General features: G+C 40.3%; 26 protein-coding genes and 1 riboswitch. Of the genes, 2 read left to right on the top strand and 24 right to left on the bottom strand.

The window, feature by feature from the left end:
- Positions 1–452: 452 nt before the first annotated feature.
- On the top strand, positions 453–677 hold the full coding sequence (locus tag ACFW35_RS10440; RefSeq protein ID WP_379845565.1) for a DUF1128 domain-containing protein: 225 nt from the start codon (positions 453–455) through the stop codon (positions 675–677).
- Between the two features lie 47 nt (positions 678–724).
- Here the strand turns inward: ACFW35_RS10440 and rnc are convergent, their stop codons facing one another.
- The 11 genes from rnc to ACFW35_RS10495 form a co-directional block, all read right to left on the bottom strand.
- Positions 725–1,441: a ribonuclease III gene (gene rnc / locus ACFW35_RS10445; RefSeq protein ID WP_379837064.1), complete on the bottom strand. Its 717-nt coding sequence runs from the start codon at positions 1,439–1,441 to the stop codon at positions 725–727.
- A gap of 175 nt (positions 1,442–1,616) precedes the next feature.
- Positions 1,617–1,850 (bottom strand): acyl carrier protein, encoded by a 234-nt coding sequence (gene acpP, locus ACFW35_RS10450; RefSeq protein WP_066289334.1) that lies wholly within the window; start codon positions 1,848–1,850, stop codon positions 1,617–1,619.
- Positions 1,851–2,481: 631 nt separating this feature from the next.
- A complete protein-coding gene (gene fabG, locus ACFW35_RS10455; protein ID WP_379845567.1) occupies positions 2,482–3,222 on the bottom strand; it encodes a 3-oxoacyl-[acyl-carrier-protein] reductase in 741 nt (246 codons plus the stop codon).
- Positions 3,215–4,165 (bottom strand): ACP S-malonyltransferase, encoded by a 951-nt coding sequence (fabD, locus tag ACFW35_RS10460; RefSeq protein ID WP_379845568.1) that lies wholly within the window; start codon positions 4,163–4,165, stop codon positions 3,215–3,217. Before fabD ends, fabG begins: the two co-directional genes overlap by 8 nt.
- 3 nt (positions 4,166–4,168) lie before the next feature.
- Positions 4,169–5,167 (bottom strand): phosphate acyltransferase PlsX, encoded by a 999-nt coding sequence (gene plsX, locus ACFW35_RS10465; protein WP_379845570.1) that lies wholly within the window; start codon positions 5,165–5,167, stop codon positions 4,169–4,171.
- Positions 5,168–5,173: 6 nt separating this feature from the next.
- The gene (gene fapR, locus ACFW35_RS10470) at positions 5,174–5,746 is read right to left on the bottom strand and encodes a transcription factor FapR (RefSeq protein ID WP_379845572.1); all 573 of its coding nucleotides are present in this window, start codon (positions 5,744–5,746) and stop codon (positions 5,174–5,176) included.
- A 178-nt stretch (positions 5,747–5,924) separates the two neighbouring features.
- On the bottom strand, positions 5,925–7,961 hold the full coding sequence (recG, locus tag ACFW35_RS10475; RefSeq protein WP_379845573.1) for an ATP-dependent DNA helicase RecG: 2,037 nt from the start codon (positions 7,959–7,961) through the stop codon (positions 5,925–5,927).
- Between the two features lie 2 nt (positions 7,962–7,963).
- Positions 7,964–8,851 carry an L-serine ammonia-lyase, iron-sulfur-dependent, subunit alpha gene (sdaAA, locus tag ACFW35_RS10480; RefSeq protein ID WP_379845575.1) on the bottom strand — a complete coding sequence of 296 codons (888 nt, stop codon included), beginning with the start codon at positions 8,849–8,851 and terminating at the stop codon, positions 7,964–7,966.
- A 14-nt stretch (positions 8,852–8,865) separates the two neighbouring features.
- Entirely contained in the window at positions 8,866–9,528 is a 663-nt protein-coding gene (sdaAB, locus tag ACFW35_RS10485) for an L-serine ammonia-lyase, iron-sulfur-dependent subunit beta (RefSeq protein WP_379845577.1), read from the bottom strand.
- 310 nt (positions 9,529–9,838) lie between these two features.
- Positions 9,839–11,512 carry a DAK2 domain-containing protein gene (locus ACFW35_RS10490; RefSeq protein ID WP_379845578.1) on the bottom strand — a complete coding sequence of 558 codons (1,674 nt, stop codon included), beginning with the start codon at positions 11,510–11,512 and terminating at the stop codon, positions 9,839–9,841.
- A 15-nt stretch (positions 11,513–11,527) separates the two neighbouring features.
- Positions 11,528–11,890 carry an Asp23/Gls24 family envelope stress response protein gene (locus ACFW35_RS10495; RefSeq protein ID WP_066289314.1) on the bottom strand — a complete coding sequence of 121 codons (363 nt, stop codon included), beginning with the start codon at positions 11,888–11,890 and terminating at the stop codon, positions 11,528–11,530.
- Between the two features lie 234 nt (positions 11,891–12,124).
- On the opposite strand from ACFW35_RS10495, the gene rpmB reads away from it, so the two are divergent.
- On the top strand, positions 12,125–12,313 hold the full coding sequence (gene rpmB, locus ACFW35_RS10500) for a 50S ribosomal protein L28 (RefSeq protein ID WP_066240673.1): 189 nt from the start codon (positions 12,125–12,127) through the stop codon (positions 12,311–12,313).
- A gap of 303 nt (positions 12,314–12,616) precedes the next feature.
- Here the strand turns inward: rpmB and spoVM are convergent, their stop codons facing one another.
- From spoVM to coaBC, 13 genes are all read right to left on the bottom strand, one after another.
- A complete protein-coding gene (spoVM, locus tag ACFW35_RS10505; RefSeq protein WP_066240671.1) occupies positions 12,617–12,697 on the bottom strand; it encodes a stage V sporulation protein SpoVM in 81 nt (26 codons plus the stop codon).
- A gap of 106 nt (positions 12,698–12,803) precedes the next feature.
- Positions 12,804–13,448 carry a thiamine diphosphokinase gene (locus ACFW35_RS10510; RefSeq protein WP_379845580.1) on the bottom strand — a complete coding sequence of 215 codons (645 nt, stop codon included), beginning with the start codon at positions 13,446–13,448 and terminating at the stop codon, positions 12,804–12,806.
- Positions 13,445–14,014: an energy-coupled thiamine transporter ThiT gene (thiT, locus tag ACFW35_RS10515; protein WP_379845581.1), complete on the bottom strand. Its 570-nt coding sequence runs from the start codon at positions 14,012–14,014 to the stop codon at positions 13,445–13,447. Before thiT ends, ACFW35_RS10510 begins: the two co-directional genes overlap by 4 nt.
- A gap of 92 nt (positions 14,015–14,106) precedes the next feature.
- Positions 14,107–14,214: riboswitch (TPP riboswitch) on the bottom strand.
- 19 nt (positions 14,215–14,233) lie between these two features.
- The gene (rpe, locus tag ACFW35_RS10520) at positions 14,234–14,881 is read right to left on the bottom strand and encodes a ribulose-phosphate 3-epimerase (RefSeq protein ID WP_379845583.1); all 648 of its coding nucleotides are present in this window, start codon (positions 14,879–14,881) and stop codon (positions 14,234–14,236) included.
- Entirely contained in the window at positions 14,882–15,772 is an 891-nt protein-coding gene (rsgA, locus tag ACFW35_RS10525) for a ribosome small subunit-dependent GTPase A (protein WP_379845584.1), read from the bottom strand.
- 2 nt (positions 15,773–15,774) lie between these two features.
- Entirely contained in the window at positions 15,775–17,745 is a 1,971-nt protein-coding gene (gene pknB / locus ACFW35_RS10530) for a Stk1 family PASTA domain-containing Ser/Thr kinase (protein ID WP_379845586.1), read from the bottom strand.
- A complete protein-coding gene (locus ACFW35_RS10535) occupies positions 17,742–18,500 on the bottom strand; it encodes a Stp1/IreP family PP2C-type Ser/Thr phosphatase (RefSeq protein ID WP_379845588.1) in 759 nt (252 codons plus the stop codon). Before ACFW35_RS10535 ends, pknB begins: the two co-directional genes overlap by 4 nt.
- Before the next feature lie 7 nt (positions 18,501–18,507).
- A complete protein-coding gene (gene rlmN / locus ACFW35_RS10540; protein ID WP_379845589.1) occupies positions 18,508–19,593 on the bottom strand; it encodes a 23S rRNA (adenine(2503)-C(2))-methyltransferase RlmN in 1,086 nt (361 codons plus the stop codon).
- Positions 19,586–20,959 (bottom strand): 16S rRNA (cytosine(967)-C(5))-methyltransferase RsmB, encoded by a 1,374-nt coding sequence (rsmB, locus tag ACFW35_RS10545; protein WP_379845591.1) that lies wholly within the window; start codon positions 20,957–20,959, stop codon positions 19,586–19,588. Before rsmB ends, rlmN begins: the two co-directional genes overlap by 8 nt.
- A 2-nt stretch (positions 20,960–20,961) precedes the next feature.
- Positions 20,962–21,891, bottom strand: coding sequence for a methionyl-tRNA formyltransferase (gene fmt, locus ACFW35_RS10550; protein ID WP_379845592.1), 930 nt, complete (start codon positions 21,889–21,891; stop codon positions 20,962–20,964).
- A gap of 6 nt (positions 21,892–21,897) precedes the next feature.
- A complete protein-coding gene (gene def / locus ACFW35_RS10555) occupies positions 21,898–22,371 on the bottom strand; it encodes a peptide deformylase (protein WP_379845594.1) in 474 nt (157 codons plus the stop codon).
- Positions 22,372–22,387: 16 nt separating this feature from the next.
- Entirely contained in the window at positions 22,388–24,796 is a 2,409-nt protein-coding gene (gene priA, locus ACFW35_RS10560) for a primosomal protein N' (protein ID WP_379845595.1), read from the bottom strand.
- Entirely contained in the window at positions 24,793–26,004 is a 1,212-nt protein-coding gene (gene coaBC / locus ACFW35_RS10565) for a bifunctional phosphopantothenoylcysteine decarboxylase/phosphopantothenate--cysteine ligase CoaBC (protein ID WP_379847456.1), read from the bottom strand. Before coaBC ends, priA begins: the two co-directional genes overlap by 4 nt.
- Positions 26,005–26,115: the final 111 nt, after the last annotated feature.

Below are 26,115 nucleotides of genomic sequence, written 5' to 3' on the forward strand. Positions count from 1 at the left end.
TGTTTGCGTAAACTTTGCTGCTATTTGAAAGGGTTGATTTCCGCTCCAAGATACTCGCTTTCCGTGGGGCGTGCGGTGAGCCTCCTCATCGCTTTTCGCTTGCGGAGTCTTACCTGTCCCGCTTCATGGAAGTATCCTTGCTCCTGCGTCTACGAGTAATGCTTCCGATGTGAGCTTCCTCGTCGCATGCCTAACGAGAAGCTTTTCAGGTGGTAGGCACGCACCTTCTGCTCCAATCAACTTGTCTGCGAAGAGACTTCAAAAACAACAATATATTAGAAAATAGCCTTAGATTATGTAAAAAAAAATCCTTTAACTGTTTTATTTTATCATAGATTTACTCTCTCATAGTCACAAAGATTACAGTATGCTAAAATAGAGAAAGTAAATTGAACGGCCCTCATACAGACAGATATTAGGTTTCACTTATTAAATGCTAAAGGAGCTTCACAATGGACTTAACAAATGAAAATCATGAGAATCTAGCTTTTATGATTGAAAGCTTAAAAAAGAAACTGCAGCTGGTTAACAGCGGACTGATCCAGCCTGAAGATTACGAGCTGAACAATTACGATGATATTAAAGAACTATATGACATGGTAATGAAAATGCCTTCATTCAGCATCAGAGATATGGAAGGAATCGTCGAAGAACTTGCATCCCTTAAAAAGAAATAACAGAAACCCCCTTGCATGGCATCCGCCAAGTTTTAAGGGGGTTTTAATTATTGGTTCGCTTTTTTTGCAACCTTTTCAATCGCTTCTTGTGCAGCGTGCTGTTCTGCTTCTTTTTTGGACCTTCCATATCCGATGCCAAAAGCAGCATCATTTAGCCTAACCTCAGAAACAAATTCCCTGTTATGTGCAGGTCCTTTTTCCTGTACGATCTTGTAATCAATATGACCTAATCCTTCACGCTGAACATACTCTTGCAGCTGGCTCTTAAAATCCATCACATGAGAAAAAGCACCTTCGTTTATCCGTGGTACAACGTACTGATTTAAAAACTCTTTTACCTTATCGAGTCCCTGATCAAGATACAGCGCTCCTATAAATGCCTCGAAAACATCCGCTAGAAGAGCAGGCCGTGATCGCCCACCAGTGTTTTCTTCTCCTTTTCCCAATAGAACAAAGTCACCAAAATGCAGGTCGTTAGCAAACAACACCAAAGATGGTTCACAAACGATAGCCGCTCTAAGTTTTGTGAGTTCACCTTCACTCATGTTTGTAAACTTGCTGTACAAGTATTGAGAAATTGTCAGTTCCAGAACAGCATCTCCCAGAAATTCCAGTCTTTCATTATCCTCGAATGTTCTTCCTCGATGCTCATTCACATATGATGAATGCGTAAAAGCTTGTGCTAATAGTTTTACATTTTCAAATTGAATGTTTAAACGTTCCTGAAGAGGGGCTACTTTCTGAATGCGCACTTTGTCATCCATGCCCTTTTTGGAAGCCGATTTAAACCGGTTTTTAACTGTTTTCTTTTGAGTTGATTGATGTTTTGAACCTTTCATAAACTTCCTCCAAAAATCTCGTAAAAGGGCTATTTGATGTTTCCTCCCCAAAAAGGGAAGAAAGCCCCGCATTTATACACGGGACTTTATCCGTAAAACCTTATTGTTTGCTGTTTATGTAATCTACAACGTCACCAACAGTTGCAATTTTCTCAGCATCTTCATCAGAAATTTCTAATTCGAACTCATCCTCAAGTTCCATAACTAGTTCCACTACATCAAGAGAGTCTGCACCTAGATCCTCTTTAAAGGAAGCTTCAGGCTTAACCTCAGACGCGTCAACACCTAGACGGTCAACAACAATCTTTGAAACTCTTTCTAAAACGTCTGCCATTTTGTGTGTCACCTCCTTTCAATAGTATATGCTTTTTCCTCTAAAAAAACTAGAGATTTTACGTTCTAATAATTAGGCTGTTTTGGGTAGCCTTTGCTGTTCTTGGAAGTGGTTGATTTCCGTTCCAGGTGCTCGCTTTCCGGGGGGCGTGCGGTGAGCCTCCTCGACGCTTTTTGCCCTTAGGAGTCTCACCTGTCCCGCTTCATGGAAGTATCCTTGCTCCTGCGTCTACAAGTACATACTACCGATGTGAGCTTCCTCGTCGCATGCCTAACGAGAAGCTTCTCAGGTAGTAGGCACGCACCTTGCACTCCAATCAACTTTTCGAAGAAGCATTTTAAAATTTAGTACTACTTACTTTCTAAAGACTTTTTTTGTTAATCATTGCTGTTCTTGAAAGTAGTTGATCTCCGTTTCAGGATGCTCGCTTTCCGCGGGGCGTGCGGTGAGCCTCCTCAACGCTTTGCGTCCTTAGGAGTCTCACCTGTCACACTGATCCCGCTGGAGTCTCGCACCTTACACTCCAATCAACTGACAATGGAGACAAATACAAAAAAACTCCCATAAGCAACAATCATTTAGAAACTAACCTTTTGTAAAAACCTATTTTAATATCAGCTAACCAGCAGGATTACATCACCATTCCGCCGTCAACGTGAAGTGTCTGGCCTGTAATATACGAGCTAGAATCACTTGCTAGAAACGCTGCAGCGGCTGCGATATCATCAGGCTGACCGAAGCGAGCAAGTGGAATGTTTCTTAGCATATCTTCTTTAATACCTTCTTCGAGCTTGCCTGTCATATCTGTTTCAATGAAACCAGGAGCAATTGCGTTAACCGTAATTCCTCTTGAAGAGAGCTCCTTCGCAGTCGTTTTTGTAAGTCCGATTACTCCCGCTTTTGCGGCTACATAGTTTGCTTGGCCTGCGTTTCCTGAAACACCGACGATCGAAGCAATATTTATAATACGGCCATTTCTTTGTTTCATCATCTGTCTTGTAACAGCTTTTGTTGTTAAGAATACACCTTTTAAGTTAGTGTTTATGACTGCGTCCCAGTCTTCTTCCTTCATTCGCATTAAAAGGTTATCTCTCGTGATTCCCGCGTTGTTTACAAGAACATCAAGGCTTCCAAATTCATCTATGACAGACTTAACCATGTTCGTTACGTCTTCTGAACTTGAAATATCAGCCTTAATTGAGAAGGCTGTACCTCCGTTTGCTTTAATTTCTTCAACTACCTCATTTGCTTTTGCTTCGCTTCCAGAATAGTTGACCGCTACTTTCGCTCCATTTTTTGCAAAATAAAGGGCAATTGCACGTCCAATACCTCGTGAAGCACCTGTTACTAACACAGATTTATTATTAAGCATCAACAGATTCCCCTTTCAGTTTTTCCAAAGCTTGCATCATTGAATCCATATCTCCCACCGCAAACACGTTAGCTCGTCGATTTACCTTTTTCACAAGACCGCATAAAACTTTACCTGGTCCGATCTCAATGAATGTATCAACACCCGAATCCATTAATTCTCTAATCGTTTCCTCCCAGCGTACAGGAGAATACAGCTGTTCAATCAGCTTGGACTTAATTTCTTCTTTCGATGTAACAGGTTTCGCCGTAACGTTTGCAATTACAGGCGTTTTCGCATCATGTATTGTAATATTTGTTAAAACTTCTGCAAATTTTTCTGCAGCTGGTTTCATTAAAGCAGAATGAAAAGGACCGCTTACCTGTAAAGGAATTACTTTTGCACCTTCTTCTTTTGCTTTGCTGCCCGCTTCTTCAACACCTTTTACCGTCCCAGAAATAACAATTTGACCCGGACAGTTCAAATTAGCCACTTGTACACTGTCTCCGGACTCTGAAACTTCAGCAGTAATTGCCTCAAGGCGTTCTTGATTGAATCCGATAACCGCAGCCATTGTTCCTACACCAGCAGGAACAGCTTCTTCCATTAGGAGCCCGCGGTGTCTAACAGCGTAAACCGCATCTTCAAACGAAATACTTCCAGCTGCAACAAGTGCTGAATATTCCCCAAGACTATGACCTGCAGTGTAATCAGCAGAGATGCCATGCTTTTTAAAAACTTCAAGTACAGCAGATGATACAGTCAGCAATGCTGGCTGAGTATTCTCTGTTTTCTTGAGCAGGTCTTCAGGACCTTCAAAAATGATCTTTGAAAGATCGAATTTCAAAACTTCGTCTGCTTTATCAAAAATATCTTTTGCAAGTGTTTCTTGATCTGCTAATTGTTTTCCCATTCCCGCGAATTGAGAACCTTGTCCAGGAAAAAGAAAGGCGATTTTACCCATAAATTATTCCTCCTTTTGGCTGTCAGGCTGTATATGGCTCAAAATAGTATTCACAACATTTTTGTCTACCATATCTTTAGTTTGTCTGATTGCGTTTAAGACTGCATTTGCATTGGATGAACCGTGCGCTTTAATAACAGGTGCAGCTAATCCGAACAATCCTGCACCGCCATATTCTGTATAGTCAAGTTTATCTTTAATTCCTTTAAGCTTCGGTTTTAATACACCTGCTGCAATTTTGCTCGTAAAGCTTGATGTGAGCGTTTCTTTTATCATTGAAAACATGCTCATTGCAGTACCTTCAATAGACTTTAATACAAGATTGCCCGCAAAACCGTCACATACCACAACGTCTGCTACGCCCATTAAAAGATCTCTGGATTCAACGTTGCCCACAAAATTAATGTTTGCGTCCTGCAGCAAAGGAAAAGCTGCTTTTGTTAAAGCATTGCCTTTTTCACTTTCTGTACCAACGTTAAGAAGTCCTACACGAGGATTTTCGATCCCTCTGACTTCTTGGCAATAGACTGATCCCATCAGCGCATATTGTAATAGATGCTCTGGTTTTGCATCCATGTTCGCGCCAACGTCTAGAAATAAAAATCCTTTTCCATCGAGTGTAGGGAGTGTAGGTGCCAACGCTGGCCGTTCGATCCCTTTAATTCTGCCAACGTAAAAGAGACCGCTCGCCATCAGTGCTCCCGTATTACCTGCAGAAATATAAGCATCTGCACTTCCTGTCTTCACTTCATTTGCCGCCAATACCATCGAAGCATTTTTTTTTCGGCGTACAGCGCGAACAGGTTCCTCAGCTGTTTCAATTACTTCATTTGTATGGATAATTTTAAATGAATGATCGCTTGGTAAATGTTCATTGATTTTATCTTGGTCACCAACCAAGGTAATCTTTAGTTCAGGATATTGTTCAACAGCCAGCAATGCGCCTTTTACGATTTCCTTCGGGGCATTGTCACCGCCCATTGCATCTATTGCGATAATCATGCTGATTTAACTTCCTTCCTTTGAATCTTGTTTTGATCTGAACATCGTAAACTCACCGTTAAAAACAAGCTCTTTTTCTACATAGCTATTAACTTCAACAGTTGTCCGTTCTAAGCCTTTTTCTGTAACTTTCGCTTTTGCCACAATTCTTTCGCCAACTCTTACAGGTCTGGAAAAACGAATGCTGGCCCTGGCAGTTAAAGCGAGTTCATCATTAATGATAGCAACTGCAAGGGAGTTCGCCTGAGCAAATACATGATGTCCTCTCGCTATCTTGTTGCGTGAAAATACATGTTCTTCTTTTATATCTAGAATCGAGATAGCTGACTCATCTAACTGAAGATCAATGATTTCACCGATTACTTCCTCTATAGGCAATGCTTTAACATCGTCCAGCTTCGTTTCGGCTACTGACTTAATCCTTTCCCGAAGCTCTGGTATTGAAAGTTCCAGCCGGTCAAGACGTATTGTCTGCACACTTACACTGAATTTCTCTGCAAGTTCCTCATCAGTAATAAAAGGTGTTTGTTTTATCGTTTCCTTTAGCAGCTCTTGCCGCTCCCGTTTTGTTTTTTTCATAAATACTTTCCTTCTTCCGTTAAAAAGGTCCCATTTATGAGAAAGATATTCTCTCTGCAAATGAAGGGCGTTAGAAAAGCAGGCGCCGTTTGTAATGGCGTACCTGCTATATGTTCTTTCTGCTATTAAGAGCTGGTACTAATAGTAGTATATAGTATCAGTATACATCTTTCAAGAATTAATCGAGCCTTTCCTTATCCAGTACACCTTCATTGGTGAGTATCTCTCTAATTAATGCGTACGTATCGTCAGTCCAAAATTCATCTGAATTTACAAGTGTAGCAGCATCATTTCTTGCTGTCTCTAAAATGCGATAATCATGCACGAGATCAGCAACTTTAAATGCTGGCAGACCGCTTTGTTTATTGCCAAAGAAGTCACCAGGCCCGCGAAGCTCTAAGTCTTTTTCTGAAAGCTCAAAACCGTTAGTTGTCTCAGTCATGATTCTCATGCGTTCTTGGCCTTCATCAGTTTTTGGATCAGCAATAAGCACACAATACGATTGTTCACTGCCGCGGCCTACCCTTCCCCGCAACTGGTGCAGCTGAGATAATCCAAACCTTTCAGCATCATAAATGACCATGATGGTAGCATTAGGTACATTCACACCAACTTCAACGACTGTTGTTGAAACTAGGATCTGGCATTGGTTTGCAGCGAACTGCCGCATCACTTCATCTTTCTCCGAGGAATGAAGTCTGCCATGCATTAACCCAACTTCGTATTCATGAAAGTATTGGCTTAATTGTGCATGTACATCTATCGCGTTTTGGACATCCACTTTTTCTGATTCTTCTATAAGAGGACAAATAACGTATGCTTGTCTGCCATTAACAATCTCTTTTCTGATGAAATCAAGAACACGTTCTAACATTCCATGCTTTGCCCAATGCGTAATGATAGTTTTTCTTCCTGCTGGCATAACATCAATTGTAGAAACATCCATATCGCCGAACGCAGAAATGGCAAGTGTACGAGGTATAGGAGTAGCCGTCATAAAAAGGACATCCGGCTTTTCTCCTTTTTCCCTGAGAACTCTGCGCTGATTTACACCAAATCTATGCTGCTCATCTGTTATGACTAATCCAAGATTTTTAAAATCCACTTCTTCTTGAATCAAGGCATGCGTCCCTACCATGATCTGAATTTCACCCTCGCTTAGCAAGCTAAGTGTTTCTTTTCGAAGTTTCCCTTTAACTGAACTTGTTAACAAAGCGACGGTTATACCAAATGGCTTAAAAAGCTCTTTTAAAGATTGAAAATGCTGTTCAGCAAGTATTTCAGTAGGGACCATCAGTGCTCCCTGTCTGTTTGCTGTGACAGCAGCATATAGGGCAATCGCAGCAACTACGGTTTTTCCGGAGCCGACGTCACCTTGCAGAAGCCTGTTCATTCTGCTTGTATCAGAAAGATCCTTTAAAATCTCTTCTACCACCCGCTGCTGAGCTTCTGTAAGCTGAAAAGGGAGCGACTGAATAAACAGATCAACTTTAGACCTGTCGTATAAAAGAGAAGCACCTTCAGATTGCTGCCTGTTCCACTTTCTAAAAATCTGCATCTTAAACTGAAAAAATAAAAGCTCCTCGTAAGCGAGTCTTCTTCTCCCAGCCTTTAACACTTGGAAACTCTCAGGAAAATGCATCATTTTTAATGCCGTTTCTTTTTCAGGCAAACGATAGGCTTCACGCAGTTTTTCTGGCAATGGGTCTGGAATCTGGCCGGAAAATTGTTTGAACGCTTGGTAAATGAATTTTCGCATCGTTTTTCCATGCAATGTACCTTTAACAGAGTATACAGGTTCAATTTTTCTGTCATCGGAAAATGTTCCAAAATGAACATCACTCACTGTTAATGTCATTTTATTACGGTCCCATTTACCTGTAATAGTTAAGGATTGCCCTAGGGTTATTTGACTTTTTAAAAATGGACGATTAAAGATTACAGCAGTAATTAAATACTTGCCGATCAGCATACGAAATGAAAGTCTTGATTTTTTCTTCGGAAAATAACGCAAAGAAGGCTCAGAATGAACCTTCCCTTCAATGGTTGCTTTTTCGTCATGTGCGATCTCTGATAAATCTTTTTTCTGATAATCTTCGTATCGATAAGGCAAATACTCAATTAAGTCCTGGACATTAAAAATACCCATGCTTGCTAATTCTTCTGCTTTTTTGTCACCGATTCCTTGAACGGCAGTTATTGATTTCGTAATCATAATTACTTCTCATTTAGCGGAATGCCGAATATTTTTGCCTCAAGCTCTCTTCCAGTTGGAGTAGCAGCAAGACCGCCTTGAGCGGTTTCACGTAGTGCAGAAGGCATTGACTGACCGATCTTATACATAGCATCTATTACTTCATCACAAGGAATTCTGCTTACGATACCAGCTAAAGCCATGTCTGCTGCAACAATTGCATTGCTTGCTCCCATTGCGTTTCTTTTTACACACGGAACCTCTACGAGACCTGCTACAGGATCACAAACTAAACCAAGCATATTCTTTAAAGCGATAGCCATTGCCTCCGCTGCCTGTGAAGGTGTTCCTCCAGCTAATTCTACAATCGCTGCCGCCGCCATACCTGTAGCGGATCCAACCTCTGCTTGACAGCCACCAGCAGCTCCTGAAATAGAGGCATTGTTAGCTACAACAAACCCGAATGCTCCTGCTGTAAACAAATATTCAATCATCTGTTCCCTTGTAGGATTAAGCTTTCCTTTTAATGCAAATAAAGTTCCGGGGACAACTCCTGCAGACCCAGCAGTTGGTGTCGCACAGATTGTTCCCATTGCAGCATTTACTTCATTAGTTGCCATAGCTTTACTGACAGCATCAAGCATCAGATCTCCTGAAAGGGATTTGCCGGACTTAATGTATTCTTGCAAAAGCTTTCCATCTCCACCAGTTAGCCCGGAATGAGATTTAACGTCTTCTGTAATCCCACGTAATACTGCTTCTTCCATAACGGTTAAATTCCGGTCCATGAACGAAGTAACTTCTTCTCTTGAACGGCCTGTTACTTCCATCTCTTGTTCAATCATAATATCTGCAATTTTACATTTCTTTGATTCAGCTAATTCTATTAATTCAGCTACATTACGAAACATTCGTTCCTCACCTCTTAATCATGTATCTTTACGACTTGCTGGACGATAGGAAGAGAATTCAATTCATTGATGATCACTTCATCCGCATTCTGATCGATTTCAATCACCATTAATGCTTCTTTACCTTTTTCCTTGCGCGAAACTTCCATATGTCCAATGTTAATCTCATGCTTCGCTAAAATGTTCGCAACACCCGCAATAGCTCCGTACTTGTCATTATGGACGATAAGAAGTGCCGGATGGTTGCCCGAAAGCCTCAGACTGAAGCCGTTCAATTCTGTAATTTCGATCTTTCCGCCGCCAATTGAAATTCCTACAACTTCAATCTGCCCATTCTCATCACCAATAATTACTCGTGCTGTATTAGGATGGTCAGTGACTGCATCTTCCTCAGTCATCGATACTTCAATACCTTCATGCTTAGCTATTGTAAGCGCATCCACAATCCGGGTATCAAATGTGTCATAGTCTAATATTCCACCGACTATAGCAACATCAGTTCCATGACCGCGATACGTTTTAGCAAATGATCCGTAAAAAGAAATTTTTGCAAACTCCGGCTTTCTGCCAAATAAATTTCTTGCTACTCTTCCAATTCTTGCAGCACCGGCTGTATGTGAACTTGATGGTCCAATCATGATGGGACCGATAATATCAAAAACACTTTTATATTTCATGACGATCTCCTCGATTGCGTTTTTTCCCATTAAAATAAGTATTCCCTCTTAACTTTATCACACTTTAAGTTTAAGAGAGAATACTTTTAATTTTTGGCTCTTTTATAAAGAATTGCTGCTTTTGGCTTTTTCAATTCTCATCATTTGCAAGTTGATTGGAGCGCAAGGTTGCCGACTCCTACGGGACGAGCGTTCAGGTGGAGACTCCTAATGGCGCAAAGCGGCAGGAGGCTCACCTCACGCCCCGTGGAAAGCGAGCAACCTGGAGCGGAAATCAACCACTTCCAAAAACAACAAAGTATGCTAATTTTTACTCAACTGAAAGAATAAAAGAGTAGATCGGCTGTTTTCCGTCATGGATCTCAGCTTCAGCATCCGGGAATTTCTCTTCGATGAAATCAGCAAGTTCTTGCGCTTCATCTTCAGAAGAATCTTCACCATAAATGATGGTTACGATTTCTGAATCTTCATCCATCATTTTTTCTAAAAGCTCTTTCGTAACTTCTAGCTTATTTGTCTTTGAAGAAATGATTTTACCCTCTGAAATCCCCATAAAGTCACCCTTAGCAATCTCAACACCATCGATTGATGTATCTCTGACTGCGTAAGTAACTTGCCCGGATTTTACAGAAGTAATTGCTTTGTTCATCTTCTTTTCGTTTTCCTTCATATCTGCTGAAGGGTTGAACGCCAAGATAGAAGCGATGCCTTGTGGAACAGTCTTAGTGCGGATGATGACAACTTCTTCATCAACAACGCTTGCAGCCTGTTCTGAAGCCATGATGATATTGCTGTTGTTAGGAAGAATGAATACTTTTTCTGCATTTACTTCAGAAATAGCACGTACTATGTCTTCCGTACTAGGGTTCATAGTTTGTCCGCCTTGGATAACGGATGCTCCCATAGAAGAAAACATTTCTTCTATGCCTTCGCCCATAGCTACTGTAACAATCCCGTATTCTTTCTTTTTCTCAGCAGGCTGAGAGTATGAAGGAATAACTTCATTTTCACTTTCTAAGATCGCTGAATGCTGTTCACGCATATTTTCAATCTTGATGTTGATCAAACTCCCATAACGGTGAGCAAGAGTCAGCATGTTACCTGGCTGTTCTGTATGGATGTGAACTTTTACCACATCATCATCCGCAACAACGAGAAGAGAGTCACCATGTTCTGCAAGCTCGTTTCGGAAGTTCGTTTCATCAAATGGATTGTTTTTTATTTTGTTCGATTCAAATTTCACCATGAACTCTGTGCAATATCCAAAGTGGATATCTTCCGTTTTCATGTGTATTTGAGCTTTGTGATGTTCCGCGTTGACAAGTTCACCCATTGAAGGAGCATTTACTGAAACCTTAGGCAGCTCTTTTCCTTCTAATACAGCTAAAAAGCCTTCATACACAGTAACTAGACCTTGCCCGCCCGAATCTACTACTCCTACTTCTTTTAAAACAGGAAGCAGATCTGGTGTACGGTTTAAGGAAGCTTTAGATTCTTTAACGAGTTCCTTCATAATATAAAGGACATCATCTGATTTTTTAGCTTCTTTTACTGCTTTTCTAGCAGCATCTTTTGCAACTGTTAAAATCGTACCTTCTACAGGTTTCATAACTGCTTTGTATGCCGTTTCTACACCTTTGTCAAATGCATTGGCAAACTCAGCAGCTGTAATGGATTCTTTACCTTCAATAGCTTTAGAAAAGCCTCTGAATAACTGTGATAAAATAACGCCAGAGTTACCTCTTGCTCCCATTAAAAGCCCTTTAGCGAACGCGTTTGCTACAGCGCCTATTTGACTTGTAGTGTTTTTCTCAACCTCTTTTGCACCAGATGTAATCGTTAAGTTCATATTTGTTCCTGTATCACCATCTGGTACAGGAAATACATTAAGTGCATCGACCATTGCTGCATTTCTTGATAAGTTTGAAGCACCCTCGAGCACCATTTTTGCAAACTTTTTTCCGTCTAATACTTTTAAAGACACAAAACTTCCTCCTAACTAAGGCGTTGTCACCCTGACACCCTGAACATAGATATTGACTGAGTCAACCGCCAAGCCAAGCATTTGATCCAGGGTATATTTCACTTTGTTCTGTACATTATGAGCCACTTCAGAAATCTTTGTTCCGTAGCTTACAATGATATACATATCAATATGTACTTCATCTTCCTCTTGTCGGACAACGATCCCTCGGGAGAAATTTTCACGTCCTAAAAGCTCAGTTAATCCATCCTTTAATTGCTTTCTTGATGCCATGCCAACAATTCCGTAACAATCAATTGCTGCACCGCCAGCGATAGTAGCAATCACTTCATTAGAAATATCAATTTGACCATAGGTTGTTTTCATTTCAATGGACATGCTTACATCCCCCTTTAAATTGTTAAATGGCTAACAAATATTTTACTATACATTAAGTTTTTTTGAAAGGACTACTACATTTCACACTATGTAAAAAGTATTGTCAAGGAAATTTACTTGAAAACCATAATGAATATGTTGCAATGCTCATAGAGTCATGCTAATATTATTTAGTATTTAACATACGATTGAATTGATGCAAAGCTTTTTTGCTGTAAAGGAGGTTCACCTACTATGGCTCGTAAATGTTTTATTACTGGAAAAGGACCTAAAACTGGTAACAAGCGTTCTCACGCAATGAACAAATCAAAGAAAAGCTGGGGAGCTAATGTCCAAAAGGTTCGCATTCTTGTGGACGGAAAGCCTAAGCGCGTATACGTATCTGCTCGTGCACTTAAATCAGGTAAAGTAGAACGCGTTTAATAAAAAAACGGCAGCAGAGGCTGCTGTTTTTTTTATTTCAATAAATATGTTGAGGCTGTACACTTTTTAGTGCAGATTTTTGATATTAATTACATACCGTGCGTGAAACTAGACCAGTACTGCGTGGTCAGAAAGAGATTCCGCGTGAAATTTATTAGTTTCTGCGTGAAACAAAGAACTGTTTGCGTGGAAACGCAGTGTTTTTGCGCGAACGTGTAATAAATTTAAGAACACGTACCGTAACATCCTCTACTTATATTTTTATCAACACAAAAAAAGCGCACAGGGCGCTTTTTTTGTTTGTTATCCTTTTTTAAAAGAACCTAAGATGGCACGTACGAATCCCCCTAAAAATCTAGGAAGTTTAATGGTATAAAATTTCATCTTACCCCTCCTCCAGGCCCATAAAAAATGATAAGAGCAAAACCTAACATACAATATTCCCCGTCTTATAAAAAGGTGTCTCGGGGCCTGTTTTCCATGATTTTAATTAATCATGGCTCTTTACCATCAATATTATGCCAGAGTCGAAAGAATAAGTACCACTTTTATTTACAAGCTCATTTGATATGCAGAGCGACGCTCCTATCTTCAAGGAAGCCTTATTTAAAGGATATTTAAATCCAATAAGTGTGATACCTTTCACTTCTCCCTGAAATGCTAAGAAAGAAATATAGGTGTAATGGTCTTCTCTTTCAATCGTATATATTCCGGGCAGCTTTAGCGAGATTTCATTTTTAATATCTATTATCTTCACTTCAGCATTGCTAGAAATCGTTCTATAGAGAAGCTGGATATTCATCATCTCGTGATCCAGCCTTCCTCCTGTTGCCCCAAATAAAAATATTTCTTCCGGTTTTTGATCCATTGCCCATTGAAGTGCTAACTCCATATCAGTTTGGTCTTTTTCTGACTGATATTGATTCAAAACGATATCTGACTTTAGTATTATCTCTTTTTCTGCTGCAGAAACGGAATCAAAATCACCAAAAGCATAATCAGGCTTAATCCCTTTTTCCAAAAGTATGAATGTACCTCTGTCAACACCAATCCACAGATCTTCGGACGAGGTTTCATAGCTTTTAAGTTCTGGAATCAGATGATGTGGACCACCGGCAACAATTCTTATTTTCATGCTGCTTGATGATATCCCTTTCTTGCTGCATGCAATAATCGTGGAGCAGTGTTAGTTATAAAAATTACGATGAGAGATGTAATCACAAAAATGACGACCATAAACGAACCGTTGTACATAATCGAATATAGCCATACATTCATCTCTTCGGCAAAATCACTAAAGAAAATAACTCCGGATAATACATGTGAAGCAAGTCTCAACGCACATCCAATAAAGATTCCTGTAACCATCAGTAAAGTTCTCTTTGCTTTATTTTGAGTAATTGACGGCGCAAATGCCCCCGCAACACCTGCTAAGGCAAAAGCAAGCGGGTAATCTAAAATGAGCTGAGCAGGGTGTACGATATATGGGTTCACAAGCAATTGAAGCAAACCTACAGCTAACCCTGTAAATACACCAGCTTTTAATCCCCTTCTGAATGCAATTAGAAAAATCGGCACCATTTCTAGAGAAACAGAACCCCCTTGCGGCCAGATACCATTAAATTTTATAAGTCCTAAAATTAATGAAAGTGCCGCCATAATAGCAATCTCAGTTAATAGTGCAACGTTGTTGTTTTTCATATTTATCCTCCTCTTTTATAGTTTTGAAGAAAATAAAAAAAGCAACCGGCATGTGAGTGCGGTTGCTTTAAGATTCATATCATCTGAATGCAAAAAGTACGACTCCACATCCCTACGCAGGCATTATCCAGCTTCAGGTTCAAAGGGTCGGGAGTACACTCCCCTCTCAGCCCATTAATAGGACTCCCCCTGTGGTTACTTATTTTATTAACACCTTAATTATACACCACGAATGGAGTTTATTGCATCTTTTAAATCTTTTTTCCCATATATGGCAGAACCGGCTACTAAAACGTTCGCACCTGCTTCAATGCATAAAGGGGCAGTTTCAGCATTAACACCGCCATCTACCTCAATTTCTACATTCAGCCCATGAGTCTGTACTAGCTCAGAGACTTCTCTGATCTTTGGGACAACATTTTGGATAAAAGACTGTCCGCCAAATCCAGGGTTAACTGTCATAAGCAATACCATATCGATATCATGGATGATGTGCTTTATTGCATCAACTGGAGTAGCTGGGTTTAATACAACGCCTGCTTTAACACCTTTAGCTTTAATCAATTGTATCGTTCTGTGAAGATGAGTTGCCGCTTCAACATGAACAGTAATAATATCTGCACCTGCTTCTGCAAATTCCTCAATATACGAATCCGGATTCTCTATCATTAAATGTACGTCCAGCGGCAGTTCAGTCAATGGACGTATTGCTTTAAGAACGAGAGGACCCATCGTAATATTCGGTACGAAATGTCCATCCATCACATCTACATGAATGTAATCGGCACCGGCCATTTCAACCGCTTTTATTTCTTCGCCTAACTTTGAAAAGTCAGCCGATAAAATGGAAGGAGCTATTTTAACCATTTAGTACCTCCGTTTTTGATCTTTTATTTCCTGTAAAAAACTAACGTAATGATCATAGCGAAATTGTGGAACTGCGCCTTCTTCGACACCCTGTTTGACAGCACATTTAGGTTCTGAAGTATGTGAACACCCGCGGAACTTACAATTGCCTCGTCTCTCATTCATTTCAGGAAAATACATAGACAAGTCTTCAGCTTCAATGTTCATGAAATCCAAGGAACTGAATCCAGGTGTATCAGCGACAAGGCCGTTTCCAAACAAGATGAGTTCAACATGGCGAGTCGTATGTTTTCCACGTCCTAAGTGGCTTGATATCTCGTTGGTTTCAAGCATGAGCTCTGGATTAATGGCATTTAATAGCGATGATTTCCCGACGCCGGACTGCCCAGCAAAAACCGTTACTTTATCTTTAAAAAGCGGGTAGAACATCTCCAGGCTGTCGTCTGTTTTTGTTGAAGTCGGAAACACATCGTAGCCCAATCTTTTATATGTTTCTATATATTTTTGAATCTCATCAAGGTCATCAGTACCCTGGACAAGATCCATTTTTGAAATACAGATTACAGGCAAAATATCATTTGCCTCTATATGAACTAGAAACCTGTCTAAGAGAAGCGTGCTAAAATCAGGTTCGGTTGCCGAAAAAACGAGTATGGCCTGGTCTACGTTTGCGATGGGAGGGCGGACTAATTCATTTTTTCTTTCTTTCACATCAAGAATATAGCCATCCGTAACATTGCTGGATTCATATTCTACCCAGTCCCCTACAAGCGGGTTCACTTTCTTCTTTCGAAAGTTCCCCCTTCCCCTGCATTGGAAAACTTCAGCCTTGCCTTGTTCCTTTACGTAATAAAAACCAGCCAGCGCTTTAACGATTCTTCCTTCAGGCATGCTTAATCACCATCGTCCCCTCCCTGAATATCATCATAATTTATTGTTTCTTTCCTTGCTTCTTTATCATTGATATAAACAACGTAAGAAGCAGTGCCGCCTTCAGCTATAGTCAAAGGAAGAGAATATTCCTTTGACTCTGTTATCTCTTCTTCCACGAAAACTTCGTTTGCTGCATTTTTGTCCGAATAAACAATTTTTACACGGGCAGGCTCATTTTTATCCTTTTTGCCTAGTTTAACATTGATCTTTTCCGTAGTGGTACGGTCACCAGCAGTTTCATCGGATTCTTCTGGCTTTTCTTCTTTATTTGGATCTTGGCCATCTGACAGAACAACTGTAATAGTAGCTCCCTTTTCAACTTGTGTAAATGGAGCCGGGTCTTGGGAAATAACTTTTCCTTTTTCGACAGTATCCGAATACTCAGACGTAAATTCAGCTACCAATCCCTCGTTATCTGCAAATGTTTCAACATCTTGCTGAGTTAATCCGATTAAATTTGAAATCTGAACGGTTGGTGTACCTGAGCTGACTGTTAAAGTAACCGTAGTTTCAGCAGGGGTTACCTTCTCATCTCTGTCAGGACTTTGAGCAAGTACCGTCCCTTCTGGCTCAGAATCGGATTCCTCATAATTGATATCAATATCTGTAAATCCTTTATCTTTTAAAAGTGCTTGTGCAGATTCGATGTTGTAGCCTTCTACATCAGGCATATTTTCCTTTTCAGGTCCTTTTGATACATGCAGTGTAATAACAGCGTGTTCTTTCACAACCGTTCCAGGGGAAGGGTTCTGGCGTATCACATGACCGTCTTCTATTTCAGGATCAAAAACTTCCTCGCGTTTCACATCCAGATTTTTTGCTTTTAATTTATCAAAAGCATCCTCATAATCGTCTCCAACTACATCTGGAACATTGACTTCTTGAACAGAAAATACAGACGACCAAATGGTAAATGCAGCTACTGCCGCTCCGCCAAATAAAAGAAAGGTAATCAGAAGGATGAGCCACCATTTCTTTTTCTTCTTTTCGGGGGTTTTCTCTTCTTCTTTCTTAACAGGTTTTTCTTCAACAGGCGGGGGAACAACGGGAGGTATGAATTTAGTTTTCTCATCCTCATCGCTGTCTTCATTCCATTTTTGTTCATACATCCGTTCCGGCTGAAGCGCAGAGTTCATGTCAGTTAACAGCTCTTGTGCACTGTCATACCTTTTAAGCGGATTTTTTGCCAGTGCTTTTAAGACTATGTTCTCAACACTTTGAGGAATTTCAGGATTAAGCCTCCGAGGCTCTATCACATTTTCCTGAAGGTGTTTTAATGCAACAGAAACAGGTGAATCACCAACAAAAGGCACTCTGCCTGTAACCATTTCATATAAAACTGCACCGAACGAATAGATGTCCGATTTTGCATTGGCAATTCCTCCGCGGGCTTGTTCAGGAGAAAAATAATGAACAGAACCCAATATCGAATTAGTATGTGTTATGGTTGCAGAAGTAATAGCCAGCGCAATGCCAAAATCGGTAAGTTTCGCTGTTCCATTATCAGTAATTAAAATATTGTGTGGTTTAATATCACGATGTATAATTCCATGGTCATGGGCAACTGCCATACCAGAAACAATTTGTTTCATGATGTGCAAGGATTCTTCTACAGATATTTTTCCATGTTCTTTTATGTATTGTTTAAGTGTCTTCCCTTGCACGTACTCCATAACGATAAAATAGATTTCTTCGTCTTCTCCGACATCATATATACTTACAATGTTCGGATGGTCCAGACTTGTAGCTGATTCCGCTTCCCTTTTAAACCTTCTAATAAAATCTTCATCTTTATTAAACTCTGAACGAAGAACTTTTACAGCAACATCTCGATCAAGAATTAAATCTTTTGCTCGATAAACGATGGCCATTCCGCCGTCACCAATTACTTCTAAAAGTTTGTAGCGGCCACTGACTCTTTTTCCAATCATGCTTTTGCTTCCCCTTTTATTTCTGTGTCAGAACTATTTAGAATAAGGATAGCAGTTATGTTATCTTCTCCACCCGCATCTTTTGCCCAGGCTATTAATTTTTCAACCTTATCGGCAACGGTTTCCATTGAGTTATCCAACGCTTCTTTAATTTTTTTAAATGATACTTTGTCTGATAATCCATCTGAACACAGCAACAGGTAATCACCAGAACTCCAAGTTATCACATTTAATTCTGCCTCAACCGTTTCATCCGTTCCAACTGCTTTCATAATCATGTTTCGTCTTGGGTGAATTTCGGCTTCATCTTCTGTAATCTGACCCGACTTTACGAGTTCCTGAACTAAAGAATGGTCATCGGTTACCCTTTTTAATTCTCCATTTGAATACAAATAACATCTGCTGTCACCAATATGTGCAACTGTTATCTCGTTTTTCGTTCCCAAGGCAGCTACAATCGTTGTACCCATCCCTCTAGTCTCAGGGTTAACTTGCGAAAATTGAAATATATGTTTATTGGTATCGTTAAGTACACTTTGAATCCAGTCTTTCATATTTCCCATGTTTTCTTCAAAATGAACCCAAGCTTCTTTAATCACTTTAAGGGCTTCCTGACTTGCGATATCCCCCGCTTTATGACCGCCCATACCATCAGCAATAACTGCAAGAAAGTGTTCACCCTTTGTGAACACTTCCCCGCTGTCTTCATTATGCTTCCTTACCATTCCAACATCTGTTTGAAAGGCAATTTGCATATCCCCGTCACCTCGTCTCTTCTTTACGTTCCTTCGCACGCAGCTGACCGCATGCTGCGTCAATGTCATGTCCTTGTTCTCTTCTGATGGTGGCATTAATGCCTCTTGAGGTTAACGTCTCTAAGAACTTAAATATTTGTGTTTTCGGCGTTCTTACATAATCTCTTTCTGGTACATAGTTAACGGGAATCAAGTTAACATGGCACTTTATATCTTTAATAAGATCTGCGAGCTCATTAGCGTGTTCCACTGTATCGTTAACTTTTCCGAATAAACCATATTCAAATGTTATACGTCTGCCGGTCTTCTTAATGTAATAACGAATGGAATCCATTAGTTCGTTTAATGGATACATTCTGTTAACTGGCATTAAGCGGCTTCTTGTTTCTGTATTTGGTGCATGAAGTGAGATCGCAAAATTAATCTGCATTCCTTCATCTGCAAATTTATAAATATAGGGTACTACACCGCTTGTTGAAATCGTGATATGGCGAGCACCGATATTAAGCCCTAAATCATGGTTTATAATCTTAAGGAATGACATAAGTCCTTCATAATTATCAAACGGTTCACCAATCCCCATGACAACAACAGAACTTACTCTTTCTTCTGTTTCATCTAAAGCTCTCTGAACCTGAAGAACCTGGGCAACAATTTCACCAGCTTGCAGATTTCGCTTTAATCCTCCCAAAGTAGAGGCACAGAAGGTACAGCCAAGCCGGCACCCAACTTGTGTTGTTACACAAATACTGTTTCCATACTCATGTCTCATAAGTACTGTTTCAATGGAATAGCCATCTTGCAGTTCAAATAAGAATTTGATTGTACCATCTGCTGATTCTTGACGTACCACTTCTTTTAAAGGTTTGATATAAAAATCTTTTTCCAGCTTCTCACGCAAACCTATTGGAAGATTTGTCATCTCCTCAAAAGAAGACACACGTTTTTTATACAGCCATTCAAAGATTTGTTTGCCTCTGAATTTAGGTTCTCTGATATCCGTCAGCCAAGCTTCAAGTTCGTGAAGCTCCAATGAGAATATAGAAGGTTTAATATTAGGCTTTGTCTGTTTATCTGTTAATGGTTTAAGCATGTTTCTCACCACCTTTTGTCTTTTTTCTGTAAGCCGCAATGTAAAAGCCGTCACTATTAAAATAATGAGGCATAATTTGCAGATCTGATCGTCCTTCTATTATAAAGGTTTTCACGTTTTCTGGCATCTTTTCGGAAAAGTTTGGATCCCATTCAAATTCAGGATGATTTTGAAGGAACCATTCTGCTACTTCACTGTTTTCTTCCTGATCTACAGTACAAGTGCTGTAAACTAGCAGACCTCCAGCTTTCACCATTTGAGAAGCGGATTCCAATATATCCTTTTGAATGGATGCAAGCTTTAATACATCTTCTTCTGTTTTAGACCATTTAAGATCCGGCTTTTTGCGGATTACACCAAACCCGCTGCAGGGGGCATCAACAAGAACTCTGTCAAAAGATGCAGAATCATATTTTTCTCCTGCTTTTCTAGCGTCTAAAACTGAGGCTTCGATATTTTCAAGACCCAGTCTTTCCGCTTGTTTATTAATCAATTCAATCTTATGGGCATGAAGATCCAGAGAAACAACTTTCCCATTTCCTTTCATCATTTCAGCCATATGGGTTGATTTGCCGCCTGGGGCAGCACATGCATCCAGAATGGTTTCTCCAGGTAATGGAGCTACAGCTCTAGCAACAAGCATTGAGCTTTCATCCTGAATCGTGACTAAGCCTTTATTATAAACTTCTGTTCCTGGAAGATAGCCGCTTTTTATTATGATACCCTCAGGAGACAATTCTCCTTCTTCTGCAGAAACTCCTTCTTGCTCCAGCTGCTGAAGAACTTCGTCTCTTGTCGTCAGCATCGTATTTACCCTCGCTGTAACTGGAGAAGGCAAAAGATTTGATTCGGCCATTTTTTCAGCATCTTCATTGCCGAATTGAGAGCTCCAGCGTTCAAAAAGCCACTGAGGCATGCTGTATTTTAAAGCCGCTTTTTCGGAACCGGCACCTGCTATTTTGTCCATCTCAGCTGTTCCCTCACGCTGCAATTTCCGGAGAATACCGTTTACAAGACCTGCAAGACCTTGATGTCCTCTTTGTTTAGCGATTTCTACAGCTTCATGAATGATTGCATGATCAGGAACACGGTCCATGTAAAGCATCTGAAAAATGGACAGTCTGAGCAATGATAGAACCCAGCGGTCTTTTTTCTTAATTGGCTTATTCAGCAATTGATCCAAATAAAAATCTATCGTGTTTTTACGCTGAATCGTACCATAAACAATGCTCGTTAAAAGACCTTTATCAATGTCTTTTACATTTGCTTTTTGGAGCGTCTGATTCAGCTGTAAATTTGAGTATGCCTGATTTTGTTCGATTTTAATTAAAACGTCCAGGGCGATTGCCCGTATGTTGTTTTCCAACTTTATTCACCTAATTTCAAGCCTTGTGGTACGCTTGCTCCTTTAAGATAATCACTTGCGAGCATTCTCTTTTTCCCGGAAAGCTGCAAGTCTGTAATAATGATGCTCGTCTGATCCCCGGTGGCCACCTGAAGCCCATTTTCATGTATGCCGATTACAGTACCAGGTTCTGCAGAGTAGCTCGTTTCTTGCTTTTCCGCCCACCAAACTTTAAGAGGCAGGCCGTTTAATAACGTATAAGCAACTGGCCACGGATGAAGACCGCGAATATGGTTATGGATCTCTTTTCCTGATCGGGTCCAATCGATCTTTTCCTGTTCTCTAGTTATGTTCCAGGCAAAAGTTACTTCATCTTCCTTTTGGGGGACAGGAGTAATCTTTCCTTCAACAAGTAAAGGGATGGTTTCTGATAATAATTTTGCACCCGCCGCACTTAATTTGTCATGCATAGAACCTACGTGGTCATTTTCTTCGATCGGTACTTCAACTTGGGTAAGTATATCACCTGCGTCTAATTTTTCAACCATATACATAATCGTGATGCCGGTTTTATCATTACCGTCGATTATGCTTTTATGGATCGGCGCTCCGCCTCTGTATTTTGGAAGCAATGAGGCGTGGACATTGATGCAGCCATATTGAGGTGTTTCCAAAATAGCATTAGGCAGGATCTGTCCATAAGCGGCTGTAACAATCAGATCGGGTTTAAGAGCCAGAATCTCTTCATAGTTTTCACGCAGCTTTACGGGTTGATACACGGTAATACCATGTTTGATCGCTTCTTCTTTAACAGGTGTCTGCTTAATTTCTTTTTTTCTTCCTACTGGCTTGTCCGGCTGTGTAACAACGCCAATAACATCATAGCCATCGTCTACTAGCTGACGAAGTACGGGCACGGAAAAGTCAGGTGTTCCCATAAATAATATCTTCATGTTATCCTATCTCTCCATTTCCTCGTTTTCGTAATAAGCGATTACTTTAGATGTAAACAAAATGCCATGCAGATGATCGATCTCGTGCAGAAGTGCCCTGGCAAGAAAATCGTTTGCTTTTATAGTAAATTCTTTTCCGTTCTCATCTTGTGCTTTCACAGTTACTTCAAAAGGGCGTTCAACTTCACCGAAGAGCCCGGGGAAACTTAAGCAGCCTTCTGGCCCTGTCTGGCTTCCGGAAGCTGATGTTATAACCGGATTGATCAACACGATTTGTCCCTCTTCATCACCAACATCTACAACGGCAACCTGTTTAGCAATCCCGATCTGAGGAGCTGCAAGACCTACTCCTTCTGCTTCATACATCGTATCAAACATATCGTTTATTAGTTTTTTTAATTTTTTATCGAAGGTTTTTACTGGTTCACATTCCGTTTCTAAAACTGGATCTGGGTGTTCTACAATCTTAAGAATTGTCATCGTAATCTCCTAACTGCTACATAAGTGTCTGGGCATTTAACTCTCCAGTAATCTGCAGATCTTTTATACTTTTATCTTTTTGAAAATGGGCTATTATTTCTTCAAACCAATTTCTCAGCTCTGGTTCATTTTTGTATTTTATCATTACCTGGTATCGATATCTATCTTTCACACGCGCTATTGGTGAAGTAACAGGGCCAAGCAGGAGACTGTCAGGTGACAGTCTTTTTGACAAAAAGCTTGCTGCCTTTTCACTCGCTTCAACAACCTGCATCAATTCCAGGTGACTGAAGGTTAGGAGGCCTAAATAATAAAAAGGCGGGTATTGATGCAGTTTCCTTGTTTTCATTTCATGATTATAAAAACTGAGATAATCATGCTGTGAAGCTAGCTGGATGCTGTAATGTTCAACGTCATATCCTTGAACAATCACTTTCCCTTCCAGCTCATGCCTCCCTGCCCGGCCGCTCACTTGTGTAAGAAGCTGAAATGTTTTTTCAGACGCTCTGAAATCAGGCAAATGCAGCATCGTATCAGCAGCCAAAACGCCTACCAATGTCACCTTTGGGAAATCAAGCCCTTTTGCGATCATCTGTGTGCCAAGTAATATATCTGCTTCACCGTTCCCGAAAGACGTAAGCAGCTTTTCATGGCTTCCTTTTTTAGATGTTGTATCTACGTCCATCCTAATCACTCTAGCTTCAGGCATAACTTTAGCAAGCTCTTCTTCTACCTTTTGTGTACCTGTTCCAAAAAAACGAATATGTTCTGAGGAACACGAAGGACATGCTGAAGGGGTAATCTCTTTATAACCGCAATAGTGGCATTTTAATTCACCGTATCTTTTGTGATAAGTTAAAGAAATATCGCAATGCGGACATTGTGCTACATACCCGCAATCTCTGCACAAAATGAATGAAGCATACCCGCGCCGATTAAGAAAAAGAACAGATTGCTCTCCTTTTTCAATCCCAGCTTTTAGTTTTTCCATTAATTCATTAGAAAACATCGAGCGGTTTCCTTTTTTCAACTCATCCCTCATATCCACAATAGTCACTTCAGGCATCGGATTTGAATGAACACGGGAACTTAGTTCAGCAAGTTGATAGCGTCCTTTTTGTGCTCTTGCATAAGTTTCCAAAGCCGGTGTTGCACTTCCAAGTACAATCGGGCAAGAATGATACTTACCTCTCCAGATTGCTACATCTCTTGCATGATAACGCGGATGATCTTCTTGCTTATAGCTTGATTCATGTTCCTCGTCTATGATAACGATTCCTAAATTTTCAAAAGGTGCAAAAACGGCAGAACGAGCACCAACAACTACTGAAACTTCTTTTCGAAGAATCTTTCTCCATTCATCGTATTTCTCTCCAATAGACAAAGCACTGTGCAATACTGCAACAGAGCTTCCGAAACGTCCTTTAAATCTGTTAACCATCTGAGGTGTGAGCGAGATCTCAGGAACTAATACGATAGCTTCCTTACCTTTATCTAAGACAGATTGAATAGATTGAAGGTAGATCTCTGTCTTTCCGCTTCCGGTAACACCATGAACAAGTATGGTGTGATGTTCATTATTTTCAATAGAATCTAAAATCGGAGTTATGGCATTTTGCTGGTTTTCAGTTAAAGGAAGCGGTTCTGTCTGTTTTATGTTTCTCCCTTGGAAAGGGTCTCTGTATACTTCCTTTTCTTCCATATAAACTGCACCTTTTTTACAAAGCGACTGAACCGAAGATAGGGAAGCACCTGTCTCATGAAGAATTTCCTGCAGAGAATATTCGCCTGGCGGTCTGCTTAAAAGCTCTGAAATTACAGCTTTTTGTTTTTCAGCTCTTTTATCATTTTGGTTCAGGAGTTCTTCGGCTTCAGTTTTGTCTCCTAGTGAAACAAATTTGACTTTCTTTTTGTTAGCTTTGTCTTTTACTTTATAGACAACATCCAAGACTCCTGTTTTTGTCAGTTCCTGAAGCTCCTTGAGCAGATGAACATGGTTTTTTGTTACCTCGTTTAAACTTAGTTCTCCACTCGCCGAGAAAAGAACAGACACTTCACTCGATAACAATTCAGACTTAATCACTGTGAAAAACTTTTCATAAGTTGCTTTCATTGCTGCAGGAAGCATTGCCTGATAAGCAGTGATATAAAAGCTTAGCGTGTTCTCTGCCAGCCATTGGCCTAGATCTATTAGTTCCGGCGTAAGAACAGGAAGAGGATCGAGTATTTCTGTGATGTTTTTTATACCTTTTACAGAAGACGATTGCTTTACTGCTAATATAAATCCTTGCAGTTTTCTTGGTCCGAAAGGGACGATCACACGCATTCCTGGTTCTGCCCAATTCTCCAACTCTGGAGGAACCTTATAATCAAACGTCTTATTTACACTGCCTGAAGGGACATCAACAACGACTGCCGCAATCATCGTTCCATCATTTCCATCACTTCTTCTAGTATTTCATTCGCTGCTTGTTCTTTTGTAAGAATAGGCAGCGGCCGTATAGAACCATCTTTTTTAATCATGATAATCTCGTTTGTATCACTTCCAAAACCGGATCCTTCTTTTGATACATCGTTTCCAACTACCATGTCCAAATTCTTTCTTAATAACTTATCTTTTGCATAGTCTTCAAGATTTTCAGTTTCCGCAGCAAACCCTACGAGAATTTGATGTTCCTTTCTCTCACCGAGCGCTTTTAAAATATCATCTGTTTTCTTAAGTTCAATCGTCCACGTATCGTTTTTTTTCTTGAACTTATTTGAATGAACTGTAACAGGTGTATAATCTGCTACGGCTGCACATTTAATGACAATATCTTGTTCCCCGTAAAGACTGATTGCTTTATCAAACATTTCTTTTGCAGAAATGACTCTTTCAACTTGTACTCCTGATGGTATATCAAGTGATGTAGGACCCGTTACCAGGGTTACGTCTGCTCCAAGTTTTTTTGCTGCAGAAGCGATCGCATATCCCATCTTTCCTGAGGAATGGTTTGTAAAATAACGAACTGGGTCCAGTTCCTCTCTTGTCGGACCAGCTGTTACCATGACTTTCTTTCCTGAAAGAGGCAATGAATGTTCTTCTTTTTTCTCCTTAAAGTACATATGAACAGCATTTATGAGTTCCTCTGGTTCTGCGAGCCTTCCTTTTCCAATCCATCCGCATGCAAGGAGCCCTTCATTCGGCTCTATAAACCGCCACCCGAACGCAGCAAGAGTTTCCATATTCTTTTTTACAGCTGGATGATTAAACATATTTACATTCATAGCAGGCGCGATCAGCACATCTGCTTTTGTTGCTAGTAATGTCGTTGACAGCATATCGTCCGCGATGCCGTTTGCCAGTTTCCCGATAACGTTTGCGGTAGCAGGAGCTATCAGTACAAGGTCTGCCCAATCTGCAATATCGATATGACTCACAACTGAAGGTTCTTTTTCCTCAAACGTATCTGTATATACGGCTTGTCTTGTCAGCGTTTGAAAGGTTAACGGTGTAATGAATTTCTGGGCAGACGCTGTGAGTATAACTTTCACTTCATATCCGCTTTGATATAATTTACTTGCTACGGGAGCTGCTTTATAGGCAGCGATTCCGCCTGAAACAGCAAGCAATATTTTTTTCTTTTCCATAATAAACCCCTTCCGCCGCTCATTTGCTTAACAATTCACATCTATTTTACAGCATTTATATGTATTAAAAAACTTTATGAATTTTTTATGAAGAAAACTTGGCTGACGCCAAGC

The organism is Fictibacillus sp. NPDC058756 (genome assembly GCF_042746035.1).
GTDB lineage: Bacteria > Bacillota > Bacilli > Bacillales > Fictibacillaceae > Fictibacillus.